Origin of the sequence: Pseudomonas sp. 25 R 14, from assembly GCF_900004755.1 — a bacterium.
Classification (GTDB): Bacteria; Pseudomonadota; Gammaproteobacteria; order Pseudomonadales; family Pseudomonadaceae; genus Aquipseudomonas; species Aquipseudomonas brenneri.
This window is the reverse complement of record NZ_CVTS01000065.1, coordinates 335,245-357,582: the sequence shown is the minus strand read 5'-3', so window position 1 is coordinate 357,582 and position 22,338 is coordinate 335,245. Positions and strand designations below refer to the sequence as shown.

At 59.0% G+C, this 22,338-nt stretch carries 23 protein-coding genes; 16 read left to right on the top strand and 7 right to left on the bottom strand.

All coding sequences use genetic code 11. The features are described 5' to 3' along the window. Positions 1-31 precede the first annotated feature (31 nt). The 3 genes from BFQ03_RS24900 to zapE all read left to right on the top strand — a co-directional run bounded on the left by BFQ03_RS24900 (position 32) and on the right by zapE (position 3,215). On the top strand, positions 32-661 hold the full coding sequence (locus BFQ03_RS24900) for an alpha/beta hydrolase (protein WP_032860126.1): 630 nt from the start codon (positions 32-34) through the stop codon (positions 659-661). A gap of 24 nt (positions 662-685) precedes the next feature. Continuing rightward, the gene (locus BFQ03_RS24895) at positions 686-2,041 is read left to right on the top strand and encodes a tryptophan--tRNA ligase (protein ID WP_065944217.1); all 1,356 of its coding nucleotides are present in this window, start codon (positions 686-688) and stop codon (positions 2,039-2,041) included. Positions 2,042-2,120: 79 nt separating this feature from the next. Then, on the top strand, positions 2,121-3,215 hold the full coding sequence (zapE, locus tag BFQ03_RS24890; RefSeq protein WP_032860124.1) for a cell division protein ZapE: 1,095 nt from the start codon (positions 2,121-2,123) through the stop codon (positions 3,213-3,215). Positions 3,216-3,278: 63 nt separating this feature from the next. Here the strand turns inward: zapE and BFQ03_RS24885 are convergent, their stop codons facing one another. Then, positions 3,279-4,199: a GlxA family transcriptional regulator gene (locus tag BFQ03_RS24885; RefSeq protein ID WP_175403919.1), complete on the bottom strand. Its 921-nt coding sequence runs from the start codon at positions 4,197-4,199 to the stop codon at positions 3,279-3,281. A 220-nt stretch (positions 4,200-4,419) separates the two neighbouring features. On the opposite strand from BFQ03_RS24885, the gene BFQ03_RS24880 reads away from it, so the two are divergent. Beyond that, a complete protein-coding gene (locus tag BFQ03_RS24880) occupies positions 4,420-5,556 on the top strand; it encodes an acyl-CoA dehydrogenase family protein (RefSeq protein ID WP_032860122.1) in 1,137 nt (378 codons plus the stop codon). 123 nt (positions 5,557-5,679) lie between these two features. Here the strand turns inward: BFQ03_RS24880 and BFQ03_RS24875 are convergent, their stop codons facing one another. Then, positions 5,680-6,720, bottom strand: coding sequence for an NADP(H)-dependent aldo-keto reductase (locus BFQ03_RS24875; RefSeq protein ID WP_065944215.1), 1,041 nt, complete (start codon positions 6,718-6,720; stop codon positions 5,680-5,682). A 247-nt stretch (positions 6,721-6,967) separates the two neighbouring features. Between BFQ03_RS24875 and rplM the strand changes: the two genes are divergently transcribed. From rplM to BFQ03_RS24835, 8 genes are all read left to right on the top strand, one after another. Next, on the top strand, positions 6,968-7,396 hold the full coding sequence (rplM, locus tag BFQ03_RS24870) for a 50S ribosomal protein L13 (RefSeq protein WP_029291908.1): 429 nt from the start codon (positions 6,968-6,970) through the stop codon (positions 7,394-7,396). Positions 7,397-7,410: 14 nt separating this feature from the next. Next, the gene (gene rpsI, locus BFQ03_RS24865) at positions 7,411-7,803 is read left to right on the top strand and encodes a 30S ribosomal protein S9 (protein WP_003216038.1); all 393 of its coding nucleotides are present in this window, start codon (positions 7,411-7,413) and stop codon (positions 7,801-7,803) included. A gap of 267 nt (positions 7,804-8,070) precedes the next feature. Then, positions 8,071-8,664, top strand: coding sequence for a ubiquinol-cytochrome c reductase iron-sulfur subunit (gene petA, locus BFQ03_RS24860; RefSeq protein ID WP_032860120.1), 594 nt, complete (start codon positions 8,071-8,073; stop codon positions 8,662-8,664). Further along, a complete protein-coding gene (locus BFQ03_RS24855) occupies positions 8,664-9,875 on the top strand; it encodes a cytochrome b (RefSeq protein ID WP_003188526.1) in 1,212 nt (403 codons plus the stop codon). The genes petA and BFQ03_RS24855 overlap by 1 nt, the downstream gene beginning before the upstream one ends. After that, a complete protein-coding gene (locus BFQ03_RS24850; RefSeq protein ID WP_032860119.1) occupies positions 9,875-10,654 on the top strand; it encodes a cytochrome c1 in 780 nt (259 codons plus the stop codon). Before BFQ03_RS24855 ends, BFQ03_RS24850 begins: the two co-directional genes overlap by 1 nt. A 150-nt stretch (positions 10,655-10,804) precedes the next feature. Further along, entirely contained in the window at positions 10,805-11,422 is a 618-nt protein-coding gene (locus BFQ03_RS24845) for a glutathione S-transferase N-terminal domain-containing protein (protein ID WP_027604841.1), read from the top strand. A 17-nt stretch (positions 11,423-11,439) separates the two neighbouring features. Then, complete coding sequence (locus BFQ03_RS24840) at positions 11,440-11,856, top strand: ClpXP protease specificity-enhancing factor (protein ID WP_032860118.1); 417 nt, start codon at positions 11,440-11,442, stop codon at positions 11,854-11,856. A 151-nt stretch (positions 11,857-12,007) separates the two neighbouring features. Further along, positions 12,008-12,757, top strand: a complete 750-nt coding sequence (locus BFQ03_RS24835) for a FadR/GntR family transcriptional regulator (protein ID WP_032860117.1) — start codon at positions 12,008-12,010, stop codon at positions 12,755-12,757. Positions 12,758-12,782: 25 nt separating this feature from the next. On the opposite strand, the gene BFQ03_RS24830 is transcribed toward BFQ03_RS24835, so the two are convergent. After that, a complete protein-coding gene (locus BFQ03_RS24830) occupies positions 12,783-12,980 on the bottom strand; it encodes a hypothetical protein (RefSeq protein WP_065944214.1) in 198 nt (65 codons plus the stop codon). 188 nt (positions 12,981-13,168) lie between these two features. After that, on the bottom strand, positions 13,169-14,326 hold the full coding sequence (locus BFQ03_RS24825) for a phospholipase (protein WP_065944213.1): 1,158 nt from the start codon (positions 14,324-14,326) through the stop codon (positions 13,169-13,171). A gap of 226 nt (positions 14,327-14,552) precedes the next feature. Between BFQ03_RS24825 and kdgD the strand changes: the two genes are divergently transcribed. From kdgD to garD, 4 genes are all read left to right on the top strand, one after another. Continuing rightward, complete coding sequence (kdgD, locus tag BFQ03_RS24820; protein WP_032860114.1) at positions 14,553-15,464, top strand: 5-dehydro-4-deoxyglucarate dehydratase; 912 nt, start codon at positions 14,553-14,555, stop codon at positions 15,462-15,464. 54 nt (positions 15,465-15,518) lie between these two features. Then, the gene (locus BFQ03_RS24815) at positions 15,519-16,964 is read left to right on the top strand and encodes an aldehyde dehydrogenase family protein (RefSeq protein WP_065944212.1); all 1,446 of its coding nucleotides are present in this window, start codon (positions 15,519-15,521) and stop codon (positions 16,962-16,964) included. Between the two features lie 120 nt (positions 16,965-17,084). Beyond that, positions 17,085-18,449: an MFS transporter gene (locus BFQ03_RS24810; RefSeq protein ID WP_032860112.1), complete on the top strand. Its 1,365-nt coding sequence runs from the start codon at positions 17,085-17,087 to the stop codon at positions 18,447-18,449. A 12-nt stretch (positions 18,450-18,461) separates the two neighbouring features. Next, complete coding sequence (gene garD / locus BFQ03_RS24805; RefSeq protein WP_065944211.1) at positions 18,462-20,015, top strand: galactarate dehydratase; 1,554 nt, start codon at positions 18,462-18,464, stop codon at positions 20,013-20,015. Positions 20,016-20,024: 9 nt separating this feature from the next. Here the strand turns inward: garD and BFQ03_RS24800 are convergent, their stop codons facing one another. From BFQ03_RS24800 to BFQ03_RS24790, 3 genes are all read right to left on the bottom strand, one after another. Continuing rightward, positions 20,025-20,729 carry an HAD-IB family phosphatase gene (locus BFQ03_RS24800; RefSeq protein WP_032860110.1) on the bottom strand — a complete coding sequence of 235 codons (705 nt, stop codon included), beginning with the start codon at positions 20,727-20,729 and terminating at the stop codon, positions 20,025-20,027. Next, the gene (locus BFQ03_RS24795) at positions 20,726-21,370 is read right to left on the bottom strand and encodes a 1-acyl-sn-glycerol-3-phosphate acyltransferase (protein ID WP_083204911.1); all 645 of its coding nucleotides are present in this window, start codon (positions 21,368-21,370) and stop codon (positions 20,726-20,728) included. Before BFQ03_RS24795 ends, BFQ03_RS24800 begins: the two co-directional genes overlap by 4 nt. Before the next feature lie 246 nt (positions 21,371-21,616). Continuing rightward, complete coding sequence (locus BFQ03_RS24790) at positions 21,617-22,216, bottom strand: GNAT family N-acetyltransferase (protein WP_050593344.1); 600 nt, start codon at positions 22,214-22,216, stop codon at positions 21,617-21,619. Positions 22,217-22,338: the final 122 nt, after the last annotated feature.

Here is a 22,338-nt window from a genome sequence, read left to right as displayed (position 1 = left end):
CTTGAGAGGTCACGGAGTTCATTCCTTGCTCATGCGTGAAACCCCCGTTTTGATCGATGGCCCGGTAGGCCAATTGGAAGCCCTGTATCTGGATCACCCCGAGCCACGTGGCCTGGCGCTGATCTGCCACCCCAACCCGGTGCAGGGCGGCACCATGCTTAATAAAGTCGTATCGACCTTGCAACGCACCGCTCGCGATGCCGGTTTGATCACATTGCGTTTCAATTACCGTGGCGTGGGTGCCAGTGCCGGTACCCATGACATGAGCACCGGTGAAGTGGACGATGCGCAAGCGGCGGCCGGTTGGCTGCGTGAAAAGCACCCGGACCTGCCCATCACCTTGTTGGGTTTCTCGTTCGGTGGATTTGTTGCCGCAAGCCTCGGCGGACGCCTGGAAGCCAAGGGCGAAAAACTCGCGCACCTGTTCATGGTGGCAGCGGCGGTCATGCGTTTGCGTGATGAGGACGTGCTGCCACAGGACTGCCCGTTGACCCTGATCCAGCCGGAAACCGACGAAGTGGTCGACCCGCAGGCCGTCTACGACTGGTCCGCGGCCCTCAAACGCCCCCATGAACTGCTGAAAGTGGCAGAATGTGGACACTTTTTCCATGGCAAGCTGACTGATCTCAAGGATCTGGTCCTGCCGCGCCTTTCGAATTGATAGCAGTCTGATAAGCGATTACCCATGACGACTCGTACCCGTATCCTCACCGGCATCACCACCACCGGCACACCGCACCTGGGCAACTACGCCGGTGCCATCCGCCCGGCGATCCTCGCCAGCCAGGATGCCAATGCCGATTCGTTCTACTTCCTGGCCGACTACCACGCCCTGATCAAGTGCGATGACCCGCAGCGCATCCAGCGCTCGCGTATGGAAATCGCCGCGACCTGGCTGGCCGGTGGCCTGGATGTGAACCGGGTGACGTTCTATCGTCAGTCCGACATCCCGGAAATTCCCGAGCTGACCTGGCTGCTGACCTGCGTCGCGGCCAAGGGCCTGCTCAACCGCGCCCACGCCTACAAGGCCTCGGTGGACAAGAACCTGGAAAACGGCGAAGACCCGGATGCAGGGATCAGCATGGGCCTGTACAGCTACCCGGTGCTGATGGCGGCGGACATCCTGATGTTCAACGCGCACAAGGTGCCGGTCGGCCGCGACCAGATCCAGCACGTGGAAATGGCCCGTGATATCGGCCAGCGTTTCAACCATCTGTTTGGCAAGGGCCGTGAGTTCTTCACCATGCCCGAGGCGTTGATCGAAGAAAGCGTCGCCACCTTGCCGGGCCTGGATGGACGCAAGATGTCGAAAAGCTACGACAACACCATCCCGTTGTTCACCAGCGCCAAGGACATGAAGGACGCGATCTCGCGGATCGTCACCGACTCCCGCGCGCCGGGTGAGGCCAAGGATCCGGATAACTCGCACCTGTTCACCTTGTACCAGGCGTTTGCCACTGCGGAGCAGGAGCGGCAACTGCGCAGCGAACTGCTCGACGGCCTGGGCTGGGGCGAGGCGAAGAACCGCCTGTTCCAGTTGCTGGACGATCAGTTGGGTGAAGCCCGCGAGCGTTACCATCAATTGATGTCGCGCCCCTCGGACATGGAAGACCTGCTGCTGGTCGGCGCCAAGAAAGCCCGTGCCGTTGCCGGTCCGTTCCTGCAAGAGCTGCGTGAAGCCGTGGGCCTGCGCTCGTTCGTCAACCAGGCCGCCGAGGCAGTCAGCACCAAGAAGAAGGCGGTGAAGGCCGCACGCTTTGTGAGCTTTCGTGAAGACGACGGCAGCTTCCGCTTCCGCCTGCTGGCGGCTGATGGCGAGCAGTTGCTGCTGTCGCGCAACTTCGCCGACGGCAAGGCGGCGGGCGTTGCGACCAAGCAGCTGCAGTCTGGCCAGGCGCTGGATGTGCGCAGTGAAGCCTCAAGCTTCAGTGTGTGGCTCGACGGCGCGTGTGTCGCCGACAGCCCGGCCTTCGCCGACGCCGCTGCGCGGGATGCCGCCATCGAAGCCGTGCGCGTGGCGTTGACGCCCATCGAGGACTGACCCGACCAAGGGTTGATTGCCATTATCCGGGGCCGTCGTTACAGTGACGGCCCGTTTTTGTTGCCTTGCTAACGAAATTATGACGCCCCTAGAACGATATCAAGCTGATCTGAAGCGCCCCGACTTCTTCCATGATGCGGCCCAGGAAACGGCGGTGCGCCATTTGCAGCGCCTGTACGAAGACCTGGTCGCGGCCTCGCAGAGCAAGCCCGGGATGCTCAGCAAGTTGTTTGGCAAGAAAGACCTGGTGCCGGTCAAGGGCCTGTATTTCTGGGGGGGCGTGGGCCGGGGCAAGACATACCTGGTCGATACCTTCTTCGAAGCGCTGCCGTTCAAGGAAAAATCGCGCACGCACTTCCACCGCTTTATGAAGCGTGTGCATGAAGAGATGAAGACCCTGCATGGCGAGAAAAACCCGCTGACCATCATCGCCAAGCGTTTCTCCCAGGAAGCCCGGGTGATCTGCTTCGATGAGTTCTTCGTGTCCGATATTACCGACGCGATGATCCTTGGCACCTTGATGGAAGAGCTGTTCCGCAACGGCGTAACCCTGGTCGCCACCTCGAACATCGTGCCCGACGGCCTCTACAAGGACGGCCTGCAACGCGCGCGCTTCCTGCCGGCCATCGCGCTGATCAAGCAGCACACCGATATCGTCAACGTCGACAGCGGCGTCGACTACCGCCTGCGTCACCTTGAGCAAGCCGAGCTGTTCCACTTCCCCCTCGACGAAGCGGCCCACGAAAGCCTGCGCAAGAGCTTTCGCGCGCTGACGCCGGAATGCACCCAGGCGGTGGAAAACGATAAGTTGATGATCGAAAATCGCCAGATCATTGCCCTGCGTACCTGTGACGACGTGGCCTGGTTCGACTTTCGCGAACTGTGCGACGGCCCGCGCAGCCAGAACGACTACATCGAACTGGGCAAGATCTTCCATGCGGTGATCTTGAGCGGCGTCGAGCAAATGAGCGTGACCACCGACGACATCGCCCGGCGCTTTATCAACATGGTCGATGAGTTCTACGACCGTAACGTCAAGCTGATCATCTCGGCCGAAGTCGAACTCAAGGACCTCTACACTGGCGGTCGCTTGAACTTCGAATTCCAGCGGACCTTGAGCCGCTTGCTGGAAATGCAATCCCACGAGTTCCTGGCGCGGGCGCACAAGCCTTAGGCAAACACCGAACCAAAATGTGGGAGCGGGCTTGCTCCCACATTTGATTGTGCCCGGCTTTAGTTAGGCGGCCTGCTGGAACTGCTGGCGATACTGGTTCGGCGACAACTCCGTGTGCTGCCTGAACAGTCGCGCAAAGAAGCTCGCGTCGTCATAACCCACTTCATAGCTGATGGTCTTGATGCTCTTGCGGCTGCCCGACAACAAGCCCTTGGCCGTCTCGATCCGCAGGCGTTGCAGGTAGTGCAGCGGCTTGTCGCCGGTCGCGGTCTGGAACCGGCGCATGAAGTTGCGGATGCTCATGCCGTGTTCGCGGGCGACGTCTTCAAAGCGGAACTTGTCGGCGAAGTGCTCTTCAAGCCAGTGCTGGATCTGCAGGATGATCACGTCCTGGTGCAGCTTCTGCCCGCCAAAACCGATGCGTCCCGGCGCGTAGCTGCGCTGCACTTCGTAGAGAATGTCGCGGGCCACGGCCTGGGCGATGTTGGCGCCGCAGAAACGCTCGATCAGATAGATGTAGAGGTCGCAGGCCGAGGTGGTGCCGCCGGCGCAGTACAGGTTGTCGGCGTCGGTCAGGTGCTTGTCCTGATTGAGCTGGACCTTGGGGAAACGCTCGCTGAAGGCACTGAAGAAGCGCCAGTAGGTGGTCGCCTCCTTGCCATCGAGCAGGCCGGCTTCGGCGAGCCAGAAGACTCCGGTGGCCTCGCCACAGAGCACTGCACCCCGGGCATGCTGCTCGCGCAGCCATGGCAGGATCTGCGGGTAGCGTTTGCTCAGGGCGTCGAAGTCATCCCAGAAGGCCGGCAACACAATGATGTCGGCGTTTTCCAGGCCGCCGTCCACCGGCATGATCACATCGCTGAAGCTGCGTACCGATTGCCCGTCGGGGCTCACCAGACGGGTTTCAAAGGCTGGGGTGAGGCCCTGGCCTAGTTGTTTGCCGTAACGCAGGCTGGCGAGGTGGAAGAAATCCTTGGCTTGCATGAGGGTTGAAGCAAACACCCGATCAATGGCCAAAATGCTGACGCGCCGCAGGGGCGTGGAGACGAGGCTAGACATAATTTCGATTATTCTTATAGGGGAAAGTGGTCAACTAACGGCTGGATCGTCTTATTTTTTGTCGCATGTGTCCAGTGTCCTGTGACGGCCGTGCAGCTTAGGCTCTGTGATCTTGTTTTTGTCTGACAATCGACGCAGGTGACCCATGATTCCCAGAACCTTGTTCAGCTCGGAGCACGAACTCTTTCGCCAGAGCGTGCGCACCTTCCTCGAAAAAGACGCGGTGCCGTTCCACTCGCAATGGGAGAAGCAGGGGCATATTGATCGCAACCTGTGGAGCAAGGCGGGGGAGGCGGGCATGCTCTGTTCCCATCTGCCGGAAGAGTACGGCGGCCTGGGCGCGGACTTTCTCTACAGCACCGTGGTGATTGAAGAAGTTGGCCGGCTGGGCCTGACCGGGATCGGTTTTTCTCTGCATTCGGACATTGTTGCGCCGTATATCCTGCATTACGGCAGCGAGGTGCTCAAACACAAGTATTTGCCCAAGCTGGTCTCCGGGGAGATGGTCACGGCGATTGCCATGACCGAGCCGGGCGCCGGGTCCGACCTGCAAGGGGTCAAGACCACCGCGGTGCTGGATGGCGACGAATATGTGATCAATGGCTCCAAGACCTTTATTACCAACGGTTTCCTGGCGGACCTGGTGATTGTGGTGGCCAAGACCGACCCCAAGGCGGGCGCCAAGGGCACCAGCCTGTTCCTGGTCGAGGCCAATACGCCGGGCTTCGACAAGGGCAAGCGCCTGGAGAAGGTCGGGATGAAGGCCCAGGACACCTCCGAGCTGTTCTTCCAGGATGTACGCGTACCCAAGGAGAACCTGTTGGGCCAGGCCGGGATGGGCTTTGCCTACCTGATGCAGGAGCTGCCCCAGGAGCGCCTGACCGTGGCCATCGGCGCCCTGGCCTCGGCCGAAGCTGCATTGCAGTGGACGTTGGACTACACCCGCGAGCGCAAGGCGTTTGGCAAGGCGATTGCGGACTTCCAGAACACCCGTTTCAAACTGGCGGAGATTGCCACCGAGGTGCAGATCGGCCGGGTGTTTGTCGACAAGTGTCTGGAGTTGCATCTGCAAGGCAAGCTGGATGTGCCCACGGCGGCGATGGCCAAGTATTGGACCACCGACCTGCAATGCAAGGTGCTCGATGAGTGTGTGCAGTTGCACGGCGGCTACGGCTATATGTGGGAATACCCGATTGCCCGGGCCTGGGCGGATGCGCGGGTGCAGCGCATTTATGCGGGGACCAACGAGATCATGAAGGAGATCATTGCGCGGGCGCTTTGAATCTGTAGTGTTTTTGAGGGCCTCTTCGCGAGCAAGCCCGCTCCCACATTCGACCGAGTTCCATCTTTGGAATGCAGTCGAATGTGGGAGCGGGCTTGCTCGCGAAGGCGGCTTAAAGATCAATCAAGGCGCAGGGTTGGGATGATCCTTCTGAATCGCCTCAATCCCCTCCAACACCTCTTTCGACAGCTTCAGCTCGGCACTCGCGATATTGCTATCCAATTGCGCAAGCGTCGTCGCACCAATGATATTGCTGGTCACAAACGGCTGTTGCGTCACAAACGCCAGGGCCATCTGCGCCGGGTCCAGGCCGTGCTCGCGGGCCAGGGCCACATAACGGCTGCACGCCGCTTCCGACTGCGGGTTGAAGTAGCGACTGAAGCGGCTGTACAGGCTCAAGCGCCCCTTGGCCGGCCGTGCACCGCCTTCGTATTTGCCGCTGAGCATGCCGAAGGCCAACGGCGAATACGCCAGCAAGCCACATTGTTCACGGATGGCAATCTCCGCCAGGCCTACTTCAAAGCTACGGTTGAGCAGGTTGTAAGGGTTCTGGATCGACGCCGCGCGGGTCCAGCCACGGGCCTCGGCCAGGGCCAGGAACTTCATGGTGCCCCACGGCGTTTCGTTGGATAGGCCGATATGCCGGATCTTGCCGGCCTTGACCTGTTCATCGAGCGCTTCAAGGGTTTCTTCCAGCGGCGTCAGGTCGGGCTCATCCTTGTGCTTGTAGCTCAATTGCCCGAAGAAGTTGGTGCTGCGCTCCGGCCAGTGCAGTTGGTACAGGTCGATCCAGTCGGTCTGCAGGCGCTTGAGGCTGGCATCCAGGGCCTCGACGATATGTTTGCGGTTGTGCTTGAGCTGGCCATCGCGGATGTAGTCGATGGTATTGCCGGGGCCGGCGATCTTGCTGGCGAGGATCCAGTCGGCGCGGTCGCCTCGGCTCTTGAAGTAATTGCCAATGTAGCGCTCGGTGGTGGCATAGGTGTCGGCCTTGGGCGGCACCGGGTACATTTCGGCGGTATCGAGGAAGTTGATCCCCGCGCCTTTGGCCCGTTCGATCTGGGCGAAGGCCTCTGCCTCGGTATTCTGCTCACCCCAGGTCATGGTCCCGAGGCAGATCTCGCTCACGTTCAGATCGGTCCGGCCCAGCTGTCGATACTTCATTGGGTGCTCCTTCGGCAAAACAATCATAAAAGCAGGTTGAATTTTTTTTCGCAATCTGCATAATTGCCCACCTCTTTCTGCAGTGGAAGTGATGCGCCGCCTGCCGAAGAATCTTGCCGTTGAACGGACGCGCTGACCCGAGCCCCCGATAGCGTCTGTATCCGGCTGCCTTTGACTTGTCAAAGTACGCACTATTCAGTAAGATCCGCCGTCTAATTTACAGGGCGGCCCCTGAGGCTATTAAAGAATGACAACTTTTACTGCAAAACCGGAAACAGTTCAGCGCGACTGGTTTGTCGTCGACGCCGCTGGTCAGACCCTGGGTCGTCTGGCCACTGAAGTCGCCAGCCGTCTGCGTGGCAAGCACAAGCCTGAGTACACCCCTCACGTTGATACCGGTGACTACATCGTGATCATCAACGCTGAGCAGGTTCGTGTAACCGGCAACAAAGCAAGCGACAAAATGTACTACCGTCACTCCGGTTTCCCAGGCGGTATCAAGTCTTCGAACTTCGAAGGCCTGATTGCCAAGAAGCCTGAAGCCCCGATCGAGATCGCGGTTAAAGGTATGCTGCCGAAGGGCCCACTGGGTCGCGACATGTATCGCAAGCTGAAAGTCTATGCGGGCGCTGCTCACCCTCATGCTGCTCAGCAGCCCCAAGAACTGAAGTTTTAACGGAATAGTTCATTATGTCGGCGACTCAAAATTACGGCACTGGCCGTCGCAAAACCGCAACCGCACGCGTTTTCCTGCGTCCGGGCACTGGTAACATTTCGATCAACAACCGCACTCTGGAAAATTTCTTCGGTCGCGAAACTGCCCGCATGGTAGTTCGTCAGCCGCTGGAACTGACCGAGACCGTTGAAAAGTTCGACATCTACGTCACCGTTATCGGTGGCGGTGTAAGTGGTCAAGCTGGCGCAATCCGCCACGGTATCACTCGCGCTCTGATGCAGTACGACGAAACCCTGCGCGGCGCTCTGCGCAAAGCTGGCTTCGTGACTCGCGATGCCCGTGAAGTTGAACGTAAGAAAGTCGGTCTGCGTAAAGCGCGTAAGCGTCCGCAGTACTCGAAGCGTTAATTCGCTTTACGTTCCACAAAAACGCCCAGCCTCCTCACGGAGCTGGGCGTTTTTTATTGCCCGCGTTTTATGCAGGTTTTTTCTGTGTGACAACTTGCCACATCCGTAGACCCCCTATACTACAAGGCTTGGAGCTTGGGCTTCGGGTAATTACCTTGTCAGAGGTGGGGCTTTTCATTACCATTCGGCAAAATTTTTATAAGTTCAGATTTAATACTTAGTAGACGCCTGATTTAACAGGCCAAAAAGCTGATGGGAGAGGACTGAATGAGCAATGACGGCGTGAATGCAGGCCGGCGTCGCTTCTTGGTAGCAGCCACATCCGTGGTGGGTGCTGCAGGAGCGGTGGGGGCTGCGGTCCCGTTCGTGGGGTCATGGTTTCCCAGTGCCAAGGCGAAAGCCGCAGGTGCACCGGTGAAGGTGAATGTCAGCAAGATCGAGCCAGGCCAGCAGATGATTGCTGAATGGCGCGGCCAGCCAGTATTCATCGTTCGTCGTACCGAGGAAATCCTGGGGAATCTGAAGAAGATCGAGGGCCAGCTGTCTGACCCCGAGTCCAAGAATTCCGAGCAACCCGCCTACGCCCAAAACGAAGCGCGTTCGATCAAGCCAGAAATTCTGCTGCTGGTCGGTCTTTGCACGCACCTGGGTTGCTCGCCGACCTTCCGCCCGGAAGTCGCGCCTGTGGATCTGGGCAAGGACTGGGTTGGCGGTTATTTCTGCCCTTGCCACGGTTCCCACTACGACCTGGCCGGTCGCGTCTACAAGTCCCAGCCTGCCCCGTTGAACCTGCCGGTTCCGCCGCACAACTACGAATCTGACGACGTTATTGTCATTGGTGTCGATAAGGAGAGCGCGTAATGAGCAAGTTCATGGATTGGGTGGATGCGCGCTTCCCCGCCACCAAAATGTGGGAAGACCATCTCAGCAAGTATTACGCGCCGAAGAACTTTAACTTCTTCTACTTCTTTGGCTCCCTGGCACTGCTGGTGCTGGTCAACCAGATCGTTACCGGTGTCTGGCTGACCATGAGCTACACCCCGTCGGCAGAAGAGGCGTTTGCTTCCGTCGAATACATCATGCGTGACGTCGAGTACGGCTCGATCCTGCGTCTGCTGCACTCCACTGGCGCTTCGGCGTTCTTTATCGTGGTCTATCTGCACATGTTCCGTGGCTTGCTCTACGGCTCGTACCAGAAGCCACGTGAGCTGGTGTGGGTGTTCGGCATGCTGATCTACCTGGCGCTGATGGCAGAGGCCTTCATGGGCTACCTGCTGCCTTGGGGCCAGATGTCCTACTGGGGTGCCCAGGTGATCATCTCGCTGTTTGGCGCGATTCCGGTCATCGGCAACGACCTGACCCAGTGGATCCGTGGTGATTACCTGATCTCCGGCATCACCCTGAACCGCTTCTTTGCCTTGCATGTGGTGGCCTTGCCGATCGTGATTCTCGGCCTGGTGGTACTGCACATCCTGGCGCTGCACGAAGTGGGCTCGAACAACCCGGATGGCGTGGACATCAAGAAGCACAAGGACGAGAACGGCATTCCGCTGGACGGCATTCCTTTCCACCCTTACTACACCGTCAAAGATATCGTCGGCGTAGTGGTGTTCCTGTTTGTGTTCTGCTCGATTGTGTTCTTCTTCCCGGAAATGGGCGGCTATTTCCTCGAAAAACCGAACTTCGAACAGGCGAACGCCTTCAAGACCCCGGAACACATTGCCCCGGTCTGGTACTTCACCCCGTTCTACGCCATTTTGCGGGCGATTCCCGACAAGCTCATGGGCGTGATTGCCATGGGTGCAGCCATTGCCGTGCTGTTCGTGTTGCCGTGGCTCGACCGTAGCCCGGTCAAGTCCATGCGCTACAAAGGCTGGCTGAGCAAGATCTGGCTGTGGGTGTTCTGCATCTCGTTCGTGATCCTGGGCGTGCTGGGCGTACTGGCGCCAACCCCTGAGCGTACGTTGCTGTCGCAGGTCTGCACCTTCCTGTACTTCGCCTACTTCATTCTGATGCCGTTCTACACCCGGCTTGAGAAGACAAAACCGGTTCCGGAAAGGGTGACTGGCTGATGAAAAAATTATTCGCTGCATTGATTCTTGCTGCCCTGCCGGCCCTGTCCTTTGCTTCCGGTGCAGGTGTTGAACTGGAAAAAGTCGACATCGACGTTTCTGACAAGGCGGCCATGCAAGACGGCGCCCGTACGTTCGCCAACTACTGCATGGGCTGCCACAGCGCCAAGTTCCAGCGTTACGAGCGCGTTGCCGATGACCTGGGCATCCCGCATGACCTGATGCTCAGCAACCTGGTGTTTACGGGCGCCAAGATTGGCGACCATATGAACATCGGCATGCAACCGGCTGATGCCAAGGCCTGGTTCGGTGCTGCTCCGCCTGACCTGACCCTGGTCGCTCGCGTACGTGGCACAGACTGGCTGTATGGCTACCTGAAGTCGTTCTACGAAGACCCGACACGTCCTTGGGGCGTGAACAACAAGGTCTTTCCGAACGTCGGCATGCCTAACGTGCTGGTCGGCCTGCAAGGTCGCCAGGTGGTAGGATGCAAGCAGGTTCAAGTCGTTGAAAACGGCAAGAAGCAATATGACCCGCTGACCGGCACGCCGTTGACCCATGAAGCCTGTGATCAACTGACCATCGTGCCCAAGAGCGGTGCGCTGAACGAGGAGCAGTTCGACGAGAAGGTCAAGAACCTGGTGACCTTCCTGGCGTACTCCGCCAACCCGGTCAAACTGGAGCATCAACGCATCGGTACCTATGTGTTGCTGTACCTGGCGTTCTTCTTCGTATTCGCTTATTTGCTCAAGCGCGAATACTGGAAGGATGTGCATTGATCCAACCTTAGGCAATTGCTGTTAATCTTGCGCGCCCAGCGACGTCTCTGAACGGGTAACGCTCTGGTTGATCCAGGTGTTACGGGAGATGCTTTCTGGGCGCGCTCGTTTTTGAGCTTTCGATAATTTCAACAAGCGAGGAGGACCGCCATGGGCGTGACCAATCGGTTGGCCTGTTACTCCGACCCCGCCGACCACTATTCCCACCGAGTACGCATCGTGCTCGCAGAGAAGGGTGTCAGCGCCGAGATCATCAGTGTGGAGGTGGGACGTCATCCGCCGAAACTGATCGAAGTGAACCCTTACGGCAGCTTGCCCACCCTGGTCGATCGTGACCTGGCGCTGTGGGAGTCAACCGTGGTGATGGAATATCTGGATGAGCGTTACCCCCATCCACCTTTGCTGCCGGTTTATCCCGTGGCACGTGCCAACAGCCGCCTGCTGATCCATCGGATCCAGCGTGACTGGTGTGGGCTGGTGGATCTGATTCTGGATACACGCAGCAAAGAAGCGGCCCGTGTGCAGGCGCGCAAGGAATTGCGCGAGAGCCTGACCGGCGTTTCACCGTTATTTGCCGACAAACCTTTTTTCCTCAGTGAGGAACAAAGCCTGGTCGATTGCTGCCTATTACCCATACTCTGGCGTTTGCCGATTCTGGGCATTGAATTGCCGCGGCCTGCCAAGCCGCTGCTTGATTACATGGAGCGCCAGTTTGCGCGTGAGGCTTTCCAGGCAAGTCTGTCTGGCGTCGAACGCGATATGCGCTAAGGCTTAAGGAGCCGTTGATGAACTCCAGTCGACCTTATCTGGTCCGCGCGCTCTATGAGTGGATTGTGGATAACGATTGCACCCCGCACATGCTGGTCAATTCCGAGTTTCCTGCGGTGCAGGTGCCACAAGGTTTTGCCAGTGATGGACAGATTGTCCTGAACGTTTCGCCCAGTGCCGTACGTCAACTGCACATGGACAATGAAGCGGTCAGCTTTGAAGGGCGTTTTGGCGGGGTACCGCATACGCTCTATGTGCCTATCGGCGCGATCCTGGGGATTTATGCCCGGGAGAATGGCCAGGGCATGGTGTTTGATCTGGAGTCGTCTCTTGAAGGCGACGAAGCGATCGAAGTTGAAGATGATGACCTGCCGCCACCGGACTCCGAGCCGCCGCGCCCTACTGGCCGGCCGAGCTTGAAAGTGGTGAAGTGACGGAGCATGAGCCTGCGGGCGCGTGCTGAATAAAATGCCCCGGCTTTGGCCGGGGCATTTTTTTGCCCGGTACAAAGTCATGGTGAGCGGTGATCGTACAACTCGCTTGGGCTATGATGCGCCTTTGGATCATCGAGATAATTGGCTACCCATGGAAAACCTCAGCCCCGCCCCGCGTCTTCCCCGCAAGCGCCGCAGCCTTGCCCAGGAATTGGTCACGGTGTTGTCCGAGCAGATCCGCGACGGCCAGCTCAAGCGTGGCGACAAGTTGCCCACCGAGTCGGCGATCATGGATGCCCATGGGGTCAGTCGCACGGTGGTGCGCGAGGCGATCTCGCGCTTGCAGGCGGCCGGGCAGGTGGAGACCCGGCATGGTATCGGCACTTTTGTGTTGGATACGCCGAGCCCCAGCGGCTTTCGCATTGATCCCGCCACGGTGGTGACGTTACGTGATGTGTTGGCGGTCCTGGAGCTGCGCATTAGCCTGGAAGTAGAGTCCGCCGGTCTCGCGGCCCAGCGCCGCAGTGACGAGCAACTGGCGGCGATGCGCGCGGCCCTCGATGCCTTGAATGAAAGTGCGGCGCACGCCAGCGATGCGGTGGCCTCGGATTTCCAGTTCCACCTGCAGATTGCCTTGTCCACCGGCAACCGCTACTTCACCGACATCATGACGCACCTGGGCACCAGCATTATCCCGCGGACCCGCCTGAATTCAGCGCGCCTGGCCCATGATGACCAGCAGCACTACATGAGCCGCCTGAGTCGTGAACACGAGGAGATTTATGAGGCGATTGCCCGCCAGGATTCGGATGCGGCGCGGGCGGCGATGCGCTTGCATTTGACTAACAGTCGGGAGCGGCTGCGCCAGGCTCATGAAGAGGCGCAGGCGCAGCGGGGGTGATTCTGTGTTTGTCGGGGGAGGTGTATCACGCCAGGGTAAAGTCGATTTGGGTAACTTCGCCATTGTCGATATGGAAGTTTTTGGCCAGGATCAATGTAGGCGGATCACCATCAAGTTGAACGGTGTCACCGATATTGGGTAGGTCCGCAGCATCGATATTCTGTGTTCCGGGTTTGGATTTATTGGATTTGGATGTGAACGTGCATTTTTTTTTAGTTGCCATGGTGTGCCTCACTATTCTGGATTAGTAAAGGGCCTCCAAGGTGACTGCACCTCTTGCTGTTGAGGTAGCTTGGTGGTGGCATCCAATCTAGGGGCAGCAAGCATATCGCTGATACTGTCAGAATTCACAGTGACGACGAACGGTCCCCTGTGTGCGAGTCATCCGTACACAGGGGAACTATGGCTACCTCAAGGCAGCGGGTTATTCGGCTTGTAGTCCTTAAGCAACAAATACGTACTCCACCCCCACCAATCATTGGTCCACTGCTTGTCATTCAGGTTGTTGACGTCCTTGCGCCGCAGCACCTTGTCGCCTTCGGCCTTGAACAATGGCGAAAAGTTATTTGCCGGGTTGTTCGCCGCATTCAGGTCCGGCACATGCAGCGGTGCCTTGAACGTGGCTGGGGAGGGCGCGATACCGCTGATGTACGCGTCGAATATCTCGTCGGCCGAAGCCTGCACGGCACGCTTGACCTGGGTGCGGTTGGCGGCATCGTTGCTATCGAAATAGCGCTTGTCACCATAGGCATGCCACTCATCTCCCAGGGCGTTGCGCACGTTAAGCCCGAACTTGCTGTCTTCATCGTGCATAAAACGACTGATCAGCGAACCCAATTCACCTGGTGTGACCACCGCCGCCAGTTGCTTGCGCGGGACGCGCAGGTGGCCCGCAGAAAACAGATCGGTCAAAAAGTGATCGGCAAAGCTGTTCATGGCGTAGGCCAATTCCAATTGCTGATCACTGCCGTTCTGGTGAGCCACTACCGCTTGTTGCAGGGCGGCGGTATGCCCGGCCAGGTAGGCTGACAGCGCCCATTCACCGAAATGGTCGGCATTGTCGGCCGCCAGCTTCAGATAGCGACCCAGTGGCACCATCGCTGATACGACGCTGCCGCCGCCAGTGATACGGTTCCACTCTTCAGACAACGTATCTCCTAATGCATCATAGGCCTCGTGCGGTTGTTTGCCGTCCTTGATGGCCTGCTTGACTGCATTGATCTCTTTTTGCATGACCGCGAGGATTTGGCCCGCTTCGGCCCGCGATGCCGGCAACGTTGCCAGCGAGTTGAAGGCCGCGCTAAAGCGTTGCACGCGGTCGGCTGCCGACGCGCCATCGCTGATGGGTTGACCGGGAATGCCGTAGAAATCCCCCCCCAGGGAGATGATCTGGCCATAGGTCAGGGCCAGGCCGTTGGGCAGGTGCAACTCGACGTTAGCCCCCGGAATAGAGGGTTCTCCCTGCACAAAACGCAGTTGGGTGTCATCGCCAATGGCGGTGTGCTCGCCGCCCTCGAAGCGCAGGGAAGGGATAGGGTTTTTGATGTTGATCGATTTAAGTTCTGACATGTTAGCTCCTTGCTATGTCGTAGGACTCTTCCTTATTAACTGTATGTATATACAGTTGTCACGAGGATAGAGGAATAATTTCCTACGTCAAGGCGCTCTCTATAAACGAACGCAAAATCCTGGCAAGCGACGAAATAATATTGACGAACGATTTTATAGTTGTACGATGACGTACGACATTAACAATAACTGTTCATTGATAGTCTTTACCCAGGGTGTTCGAATAATGAATCCACAAGAACTGAAGTCCATCCTCTCCCACGGTCTGCTGTCTTTCCCAGTGACCGATTTCAACGCCCAGGGTGATTTCAACCAGGCGGGCTATATCAAGCGCCTGGAGTGGCTGGCCCCTTACGGCGCCACCGCTCTGTTTGCAGCCGGCGGTACCGGTGAGTTTTTCTCCCTGGCAGCCAGTGAATATTCCCAAGTGGTGAAAACTGCTGTTGATACCTGCGCCACCAGCGTACCGATTCTCGCCGGTGTTGGCGGCTCCACGCGCCAGGCCATCGAATACGCCCAGGAGGCCGAGCGCCTGGGGGCCAAGGGCCTGTTGCTGCTGCCGCATTATCTGACCGAAGCCAGCCAGGACGGTGTCGCCGCCCACGTCGAGGCGGTGTGCAAATCGGTGAAGATTGGCGTGGTGGTCTACAACCGCAACGTCTGCCGCCTGACCGCTCCACTGCTGGAGCGCCTGGCCGAACGTTGCCCGAACTTGATCGGCTACAAGGATGGCCTGGGTGATATCGAGCTGATGGTGTCGATCCGTCGCCGTCTGGGTGACCGTTTCAGCTACCTGGGCGGCTTGCCGACCGCAGAGGTCTACGCCGCTGCCTACAAGGCCCTCGGCGTGCCGGTGTATTCCTCGGCTGTGTTCAACTTCATTCCGAAAACCGCGATGGACTTCTACCATGCAGTTGCCCGGGAAGATCACGCCACCGTCGACAAGATCATCGACGACTTCTTCCTGCCTTACCTGGACATCCGTAATCGCAAGGCCGGTTATGCCGTGAGCATCGTCAAGGCGGGCGCAAAAATCGCCGGCTATGACGCAGGCCCGGTGCGTACCCCGCTGACCGATCTGCTGCCGGAAGAGTACGAAGCCCTGGCTGCGCTGATCGATAAGCAAGGCGCGCAGTAACCCAATAACAAAGCCGCTGAGTCATCAGCGGCTTTTTGCGTCAGGAGAAGATTCGTGTCCCAAGCCAAGCGTTTTGACAACTACATCGGTGGCCAGTGGGTGGCCGGTGCTGACTACTCAAGCAACATCAACCCGTCGGATCTGTCGGATGTCATCGGCGATTTTGCCAAGGCCGATCTGGCCCAGGTCAACGCCGCCATCGACGCCGCCCGCGGGGCGTTCCCGGCATGGTCGACTTCCGGCATCCAGGCCCGGCATGACGCCCTGGATAAAGTCGGCAGCGAGATCCTCGCGCGCCGTGAAGAACTCGGCACGCTGCTGGCCCGCGAAGAGGGCAAGACCCTGCCCGAAGCCGTTGGCGAAGTGACCCGCGCCGGCAATATCTTCAAGTTTTTCGCCGGCGAATGCCTGCGTCTGTCCGGTGATTACCTTCCGTCGGTGCGCCCTGGGGTCAATGTCGAAGTCACTCGTGAAGCCTTGGGCGTGGTGGGCCTGATCACTCCGTGGAACTTCCCGATTGCCATCCCCGCCTGGAAAATCGCTCCGGCCCTGGCCTACGGCAACTGCGTGGTGCTCAAACCGGCGGAGCTGGTGCCCGGCTGTGCCTGGGCGCTGGCAGAAATCATCTCCCGCGCCGGCTTCCCCAGTGGCGTGTTCAACCTGGTGATGGGCAGTGGCCGTGTAGTCGGTGATGCAATGGTCAACAGTCCGAAGGTCGATGGTGTCAGCTTCACCGGCTCCGTGGGCGTAGGGCGGCAGATCGCGGTCAGTTGTGTGTCGCGCCAGGCCAAGGTGCAGTTGGAAATGGGCGGCAAGAACCCGCAAATCATCCTCGATGATGCCGACCTCAAGCAGGCCGTCGAGTTGTCGGTGCAGAGCGCGTTCTACTCCACCGGCCAGCGTTGCACGGCGTCCAGTCGCTTTATCGTGACGGCCGGGATTCATGACCGGTTCGTCGCGGCCATGGCCGAGCGCATGCAGTCGATCAAGGTCGGGCATGCCCTGCATGCCGGGACCGATATTGGCCCAGTGGTGTCCCAGGCTCAATTGGACCAGGACTTGAAATACATCGACATCGGCCAGGGCGAAGGCGCGCGGCTGGTCAGCGGTGGTGGCCTGGTGACCTGCGACACCGAAGGTTACTTCCTGGCGCCGACGCTGTTTGCCGACAGCGAAGCCGCCATGCGCATCAGTCGTGAAGAAATCTTCGGCCCCGTGGCCAATGTGGTGCGCGTGGCGGACTACGAGGCGGCGCTGGCCATGGCCAATGACACCGAGTTCGGCTTGTCGGCGGGCATCGCCACCACCTCGCTCAAATACGCCAACCACTTCAAGCGCCACTCCCAGGCCGGGATGGTGATGGTCAACCTGCCGACGGCGGGTGTGGATTATCACGTTCCCTTCGGTGGCCGGAAGGGTTCATCCTACGGTTCGCGTGAGCAAGGTCGCTATGCGCAAGAGTTCTACACCGTGGTGAAAACCAGCTACATCGGCTCATAAACCCAGCCCCGGAAAGAGGGGGTTTCTGTAGGAGCGAGCAAGCTCGCTCCTACAAGAGCCAGCGTTACGCAACACACAACCATTACCCGCAAAAAAAATAATTAGTGGGAGTACATCTACATGCAAGCGACCAAGCCGACGCACGTCCGTTATTTGATCTTGCTCATGCTGTTCCTGGTGACCACGATCAACTACGCCGACCGTGCCACCATCGCCATCGCAGGTTCCAGCCTGCAAAAAGACCTCGGCATCGACGCGGTCACCCTCGGTTACATCTTCTCTGCATTCGGTTGGGCCTATGTGGCCGGGCAAATCCCCGGCGGCTGGCTGCTGGACCGGTTCGGCTCGAAAAAAATCTATGCCCTGAGCATCTTCACCTGGTCGCTGTTCACCGTGCTGCAAGGCTATGTCGGTGAGTTCGGGGTCTCCACCGCCGTGGTTGCGCTGTTCATGCTGCGCTTTTTGGTCGGCCTGGCAGAAGCGCCTTCCTTTCCCGGTAATGCGCGGATTGTCGCGGCCTGGTTCCCCACCGCCGAGCGCGGTACGGCCTCGGCGATCTTCAACTCGGCGCAGTACTTCGCCACGGTGTTGTTTGCACCGCTGATGGGCTGGATCGTCTACAGCTTCGGCTGGCAGCATGTGTTTATCGTGATGGGTCTGATCGGTATCGTGTTCTCGCTGATCTGGCTCAAAGTGATCTACAGCCCGCGCCAGCACCCGTTGATCAACGAGGCCGAGTTCAATCACATCGCCGCCAACGGGGCGATGGTCGATATGGATCAGGACAAGGCCAAGGGTAAGAAAACCGACGGGCCGAAGTGGGATTACATCCGCCAGTTGCTGACCAATCGCATGATGCTCGGTGTGTACCTGGGCCAGTACTGCATCAACGGCATTACCTACTTCTTCCTGACCTGGTTCCCGGTGTACCTGGTGCAGGACCGTGGCATGACCATCCTCAAGGCCGGCTTTATCGCCTCGCTGCCAGCGATCTGCGGGTTTATTGGCGGTGTCTTGGGTGGGGTTATTTCCGACTACTTGCTGCGCAAGGGCCATTCCCTGACCTTCGCACGCAAGGCGCCGATCATTGCCGGCCTGCTGGTCTCCAGCAGCATCATTGCCTGCAACTATGTGGACGTGGAATGGATGGTCGTCGGCTTCATGGCCCTGGCCTTCTTCGGCAAAGGCGTTGGCGCACTGGGTTGGGCGGTGGTGTCCGACACCTCGCCGAAACAGATCGCCGGCCTCAGCGGTGGCTTGTTCAACACCTTTGGCAACCTGGCTTCGATCACCACGCCGATCGTGATTGGCTACATCATCAGCACCACCGGCTCGTTCAAGTGGGCCCTGGTGTTCGTCGGCGCCAACGCGCTGGTGGCGGTGTTCAGCTATCTGGTGATCGTCGGTCCGATCAAGCGCGTGGTGCTCAACGAACCACCGAGCAAAGGCCCCGAGTTGACTAACCTTACCCAAGCGCAATCCTGAAGGGGCCGTGCGATGCAGTTGATTGAACATGCCGACTCGCCGCGCTCCATTCGTTTGCACGAGCGCGACAATGTAGTGATTGTGGTCAATGACCAGGGCGTGCCGGCCGGGACCGAGTTCCCGGACGGCCTGGTGACCGTGGAGTTCATTCCCCAGAGCCACAAGGTGACCCTGGAAGATATCCCCGAAGGCGGTCAGATTATTCGCTATGGCCAGACCATCGGTTACGCCTTGCAGCCGATACCGCGAGGCAGTTGGGTCCAGGAAGATCAGTTGCGTATGCCAACGGCGCCGCCGCTGGACAGCTTGCCGCTGTCCACCGAAGTGCCCGAGGCCCAGGCGCCATTGGAAGGTTTTACCTTCGAAGGCTATCGCAACGCGGATGGCACCGTGGGCACGCGCAATATCCTCGGCATCACCACCACCGTGCAGTGCGTGACCGGCGTGCTGGACCAGGCGGTCAAGCGCATCAAGGGCGAGTTGCTGCCCAAGTACCCGCATGTCGATGACGTGGTGGCCCTGACCCACAGCTACGGGTGTGGCGTGGCCATTACCGCCACCGACGCCTATATCCCGATCCGTACCGTGCGTAACCTGGCGCGCAACCCGAACCTGGGTGGCGAAGCCCTGGTGATCAGCCTGGGCTGCGAGAAACTGCAGGCCGGGCAGGTGATGCACGACAACGACAGCTCGGTGGACCTCAGTGAACCGTGGTTGTATCGCCTGCAGGACGCAAGCCATGGTTTCACCGAAATGATCGAGCAGATCATGGAATTGGCCGAAACCCGCCTGAAGAAACTCGACCTGCGCCGTCGCGAAACCGTACCGGCGTCGGAGCTGATCCTCGGTATGCAATGTGGTGGCAGTGACGCTTTTTCCGGGATCACGGCCAACCCGGCGCTGGGTTACGCCTCGGACTTGTTGTTACGGGCGGGGGCGACGGTGATGTTTTCCGAAGTCACCGAAGTGCGCGATGCCATTTACCTGCTGACTTCCCGCGCGGAAAACCAGGATGTTGCCCGGGAACTGGTGCGGGAAATGGACTGGTACGACCGCTACCTGGCCAAGGGCGAGGCCGACCGCAGCGCCAATACCACGCCGGGCAACAAGAAGGGCGGGTTGTCGAATATTGTCGAGAAGTCCCTGGGCTCCATCGTCAAATCCGGCAGCAGCGCGATCAATGGCGTGCTTGGGCCTGGCGAACGGTTCAAGGGCAAAGGCCTGATCTTCTGCGCGACACCGGCCAGCGATTTTGTCTGCGGCACCTTGCAACTGGCGGCGGGGATGAACCTGCATGTGTTCACCACCGGTCGCGGCACGCCCTATGGGCTGGCGATGGCGCCGGTGGTGAAGGTCTCGACCCGTACGGAACTGGCGCAGCGCTGGCCGGACCTGATCGATATCGATGCCGGGCGGATCGCCACTGGCCGTGCAACCATCGAAGAGTTGGGATGGGAGTTGTTCCACTTCTATCTGGATGTGGCCAGCGGCAAGAAGCAGACCTGGGCTGAGAGGCACAAACTGCACAATGACATTACCTTGTTCAATCCGGCGCCGATCACCTAGGCCTTGGGGTTAGGGCAACGCGCTGATCAATGCCTGCAGATGGGGGTAGACCTGTTGCGGGCTGGTCGCGCGAAGGATGTGCCCGGACATTGCAGGCATGGGGTGGCGCGTGTAGTAGTCCGCACAGACAAAGCCGTCTACCCAGCCATCGACATACACCTGATGGTCAGAGCGGGCATCTCCGACGATCACGGCCCGGCCCTTGAGCTTGCCGCTCTGGCGCCATTGCCCGACGATTCTGCTCTTGCCGCGCCCGGGATTTATCAGCGGTGAGGGCCAGGGGCATAGGGCCCGCGAACCGGCCCAGAACAGACGGTTGGCGATCACGTTGTGTGTGTCGATATCCAGCGAGCGGGCGATGGGGGCGATCCACTCGATGTAGCCGCCGGACAGGATATGCACTTGTGTGCCCTCGCGTTGCAGGTTACGCAGCATCAGCATCAGGTCCGGGTCGAGGCTGCCAATGATCGCGTCGACATAGTGGTTGATATGGCGCTTGCGGATGCGCGGGATCACCTTGATCAAGGACAGCAGCTCCCAGGTACTGGCCCGGCCGGCCAACGCCTTGGGCGCCAGCCGTTGCAGTTGCTCCAGCGTAGCCTGGGCGCCGGGGCCGTCGCCAAGCGCCGACTTGATGACTTCCAGGGTGCTTTCGTGGTTCACCAGAGTCTGGTCAAAGTCGAAGATTACATGGGTTGTGTCAGCTGTGGTCACGGGCGTACCTGCTTATCTAGCTGGCGATACTGGTGTTTATCCTCGCGGGTCCACAGGGTCGCAGCGATACCCAGGTGTTGGGCAATGCGTGCCTGGACCTGGTCGGCAAACGCCTGGCCACTTTGCTGCTCCTGGCGTTCGAGGCGCTCCAGGTAGGTCATTTCGCAGATGGCCCAGGGCATCATCAGCACACGTAGGAAGCTCGCCAGGCCAGAAGCATGCAGCGGGCTGGCGACTAGGCCGAAGGGTAAAATCAGGCGTCCGGCCAGCGGCACCACGGGCAAGCCGCGGCTCAACAGCCCCGCGCGAAAGCGATACAAGCCCCGGCCATTGTTAATGGTCGCTTCGGGGGTGGTGTAAAGCGCGGTGCCTTGTGGGTGGGTGCGCAGTTTATGCAGGTTGCGGGAGAAGGCCTTCTTATCTGCACCGTTCCAGAACTGCCCACCCGAGCATTTGAGCAGCAGGAAGGCCGTGAAGGCGATAAAACGGTTGTAACCGCTGGACGCCACCAGCGTCGCGCCAGGCATCGCCAGGATGGCGAACGGGTCAATCACGCTGACGTGATTGGCGGCCACCACGCAGCCGTCGGTGAGAAGGGCGATTTGCCGTGATGAGTGTGTGCAGCGGATCCGGATACCCATTATCCCTAGAAGGCCTCGATACATGATGCGTCTGACAGCCAGAGGTAACGGCCAGGCGATCAGACTCACCATGACCATTGATAGCAGGCGCAGGCCTGCCAGCACGCAGCCAAAGGGCAGGTACAGTGGGCGTAGCCAGCAGGGATAGGCCCAGACTTCCCGGGTGCATAGGCCCGCTACAGAATGAAGGGGGGCTGGTGGAGGTAGATTGTCTTTCAAGGGGGCCTACTCAAGTGATGATGGTCGTCAGGCCAGCTTGGTTTGCTCGGCGGTTTTCATCCGGCGCGAAAACCGCTCGATGCGCGCCAGGTTGGCAGGGCTGATTTCCTTGAACCGCTCGCAGGTAAGATCAATTTTCACGTGCGGGCCATAAGGGGTTTCAATCACTTGCCCCGCGATGTGTGGTGCGTGCAAAAAGGCCCTGTTCATTTCCAGTGCACGGTGATGTTGGATATTGGTCAGGGTGTAAATCTTCTCGAAACCCAAGTGTTTAAACCCGTATTCAAGTGCCAGGTGAATGGCGATAAAGGGGTAGGGTGTTCCCCAGTATTTCCTCAGGAAACGGTTGCCGAAGTTGATCCCGTATTCTTTCTTTGCGAACCCGGCATAACCGATAAATGAACCCTCCAGGCCAATGCTCACTGCCCAGCGTGACCAGTTCTGGTCGGCCATTTCTTTTTTGAAGGTCGAGATTTCGTTTGTGGCAGCGGCCATGTCCCGGGTGGTGCCGGCTGAAATGAACTTCATCGCTTCGGGGTCACTGAGCAGCTCGGTATACCCCTTGATGTCCTGATCGTCCCAGCTTCTGATATGCACGTTGTATAAATGGCTGACGGATCTACGCATGAGTCCCCCCTGGAGTTATTCAGTTGTTACAGGAGGGGATTTTCAGGGGCAGCGTTGATGAAACAGAGGTGTGGATTCTCGTTAGTGCGTGGGAGCCTGTGTAGTGGTTTGTGGGACAGTCG

What these genes read in the sequence shown, in the direction of transcription:
- BFQ03_RS24900 (WP_032860126.1), top strand. Translation starts at nt 32, where the DNA reads ATGCGTGAAACCCCCGTTTTGATCGATGGCCCGGTAGGCCAATTGGAA.
- BFQ03_RS24895 (WP_065944217.1), top strand. Translation starts at nt 686, where the DNA reads ATGACGACTCGTACCCGTATCCTCACCGGCATCACCACCACCGGCACA.
- zapE (WP_032860124.1), top strand. Translation starts at nt 2,121, where the DNA reads ATGACGCCCCTAGAACGATATCAAGCTGATCTGAAGCGCCCCGACTTC.
- BFQ03_RS24885 (WP_175403919.1), bottom strand. Translation starts at nt 4,199, where the DNA reads ATGCAAGCCAAGGATTTCTTCCACCTCGCCAGCCTGCGTTACGGCAAA.
- BFQ03_RS24880 (WP_032860122.1), top strand. Translation starts at nt 4,420, where the DNA reads ATGATTCCCAGAACCTTGTTCAGCTCGGAGCACGAACTCTTTCGCCAG.
- BFQ03_RS24875 (WP_065944215.1), bottom strand. Translation starts at nt 6,720, where the DNA reads ATGAAGTATCGACAGCTGGGCCGGACCGATCTGAACGTGAGCGAGATC.
- rplM (WP_029291908.1), top strand. Translation starts at nt 6,968, where the DNA reads ATGACAACTTTTACTGCAAAACCGGAAACAGTTCAGCGCGACTGGTTT.
- rpsI (WP_003216038.1), top strand. Translation starts at nt 7,411, where the DNA reads ATGTCGGCGACTCAAAATTACGGCACTGGCCGTCGCAAAACCGCAACC.
- petA (WP_032860120.1), top strand. Translation starts at nt 8,071, where the DNA reads ATGAGCAATGACGGCGTGAATGCAGGCCGGCGTCGCTTCTTGGTAGCA.
- BFQ03_RS24855 (WP_003188526.1), top strand. Translation starts at nt 8,664, where the DNA reads ATGAGCAAGTTCATGGATTGGGTGGATGCGCGCTTCCCCGCCACCAAA.
- BFQ03_RS24850 (WP_032860119.1), top strand. Translation starts at nt 9,875, where the DNA reads ATGAAAAAATTATTCGCTGCATTGATTCTTGCTGCCCTGCCGGCCCTG.
- BFQ03_RS24845 (WP_027604841.1), top strand. Translation starts at nt 10,805, where the DNA reads ATGGGCGTGACCAATCGGTTGGCCTGTTACTCCGACCCCGCCGACCAC.
- BFQ03_RS24840 (WP_032860118.1), top strand. Translation starts at nt 11,440, where the DNA reads ATGAACTCCAGTCGACCTTATCTGGTCCGCGCGCTCTATGAGTGGATT.
- BFQ03_RS24835 (WP_032860117.1), top strand. Translation starts at nt 12,008, where the DNA reads ATGGAAAACCTCAGCCCCGCCCCGCGTCTTCCCCGCAAGCGCCGCAGC.
- BFQ03_RS24830 (WP_065944214.1), bottom strand. Translation starts at nt 12,980, where the DNA reads ATGGCAACTAAAAAAAAATGCACGTTCACATCCAAATCCAATAAATCC.
- BFQ03_RS24825 (WP_065944213.1), bottom strand. Translation starts at nt 14,326, where the DNA reads ATGTCAGAACTTAAATCGATCAACATCAAAAACCCTATCCCTTCCCTG.
- kdgD (WP_032860114.1), top strand. Translation starts at nt 14,553, where the DNA reads ATGAATCCACAAGAACTGAAGTCCATCCTCTCCCACGGTCTGCTGTCT.
- BFQ03_RS24810 (WP_032860112.1), top strand. Translation starts at nt 17,085, where the DNA reads ATGCAAGCGACCAAGCCGACGCACGTCCGTTATTTGATCTTGCTCATG.
- garD (WP_065944211.1), top strand. Translation starts at nt 18,462, where the DNA reads ATGCAGTTGATTGAACATGCCGACTCGCCGCGCTCCATTCGTTTGCAC.
- BFQ03_RS24795 (WP_083204911.1), bottom strand. Translation starts at nt 21,370, where the DNA reads ATGGGTATCCGGATCCGCTGCACACACTCATCACGGCAAATCGCCCTT.
- BFQ03_RS24790 (WP_050593344.1), bottom strand. Translation starts at nt 22,216, where the DNA reads ATGCGTAGATCCGTCAGCCATTTATACAACGTGCATATCAGAAGCTGG.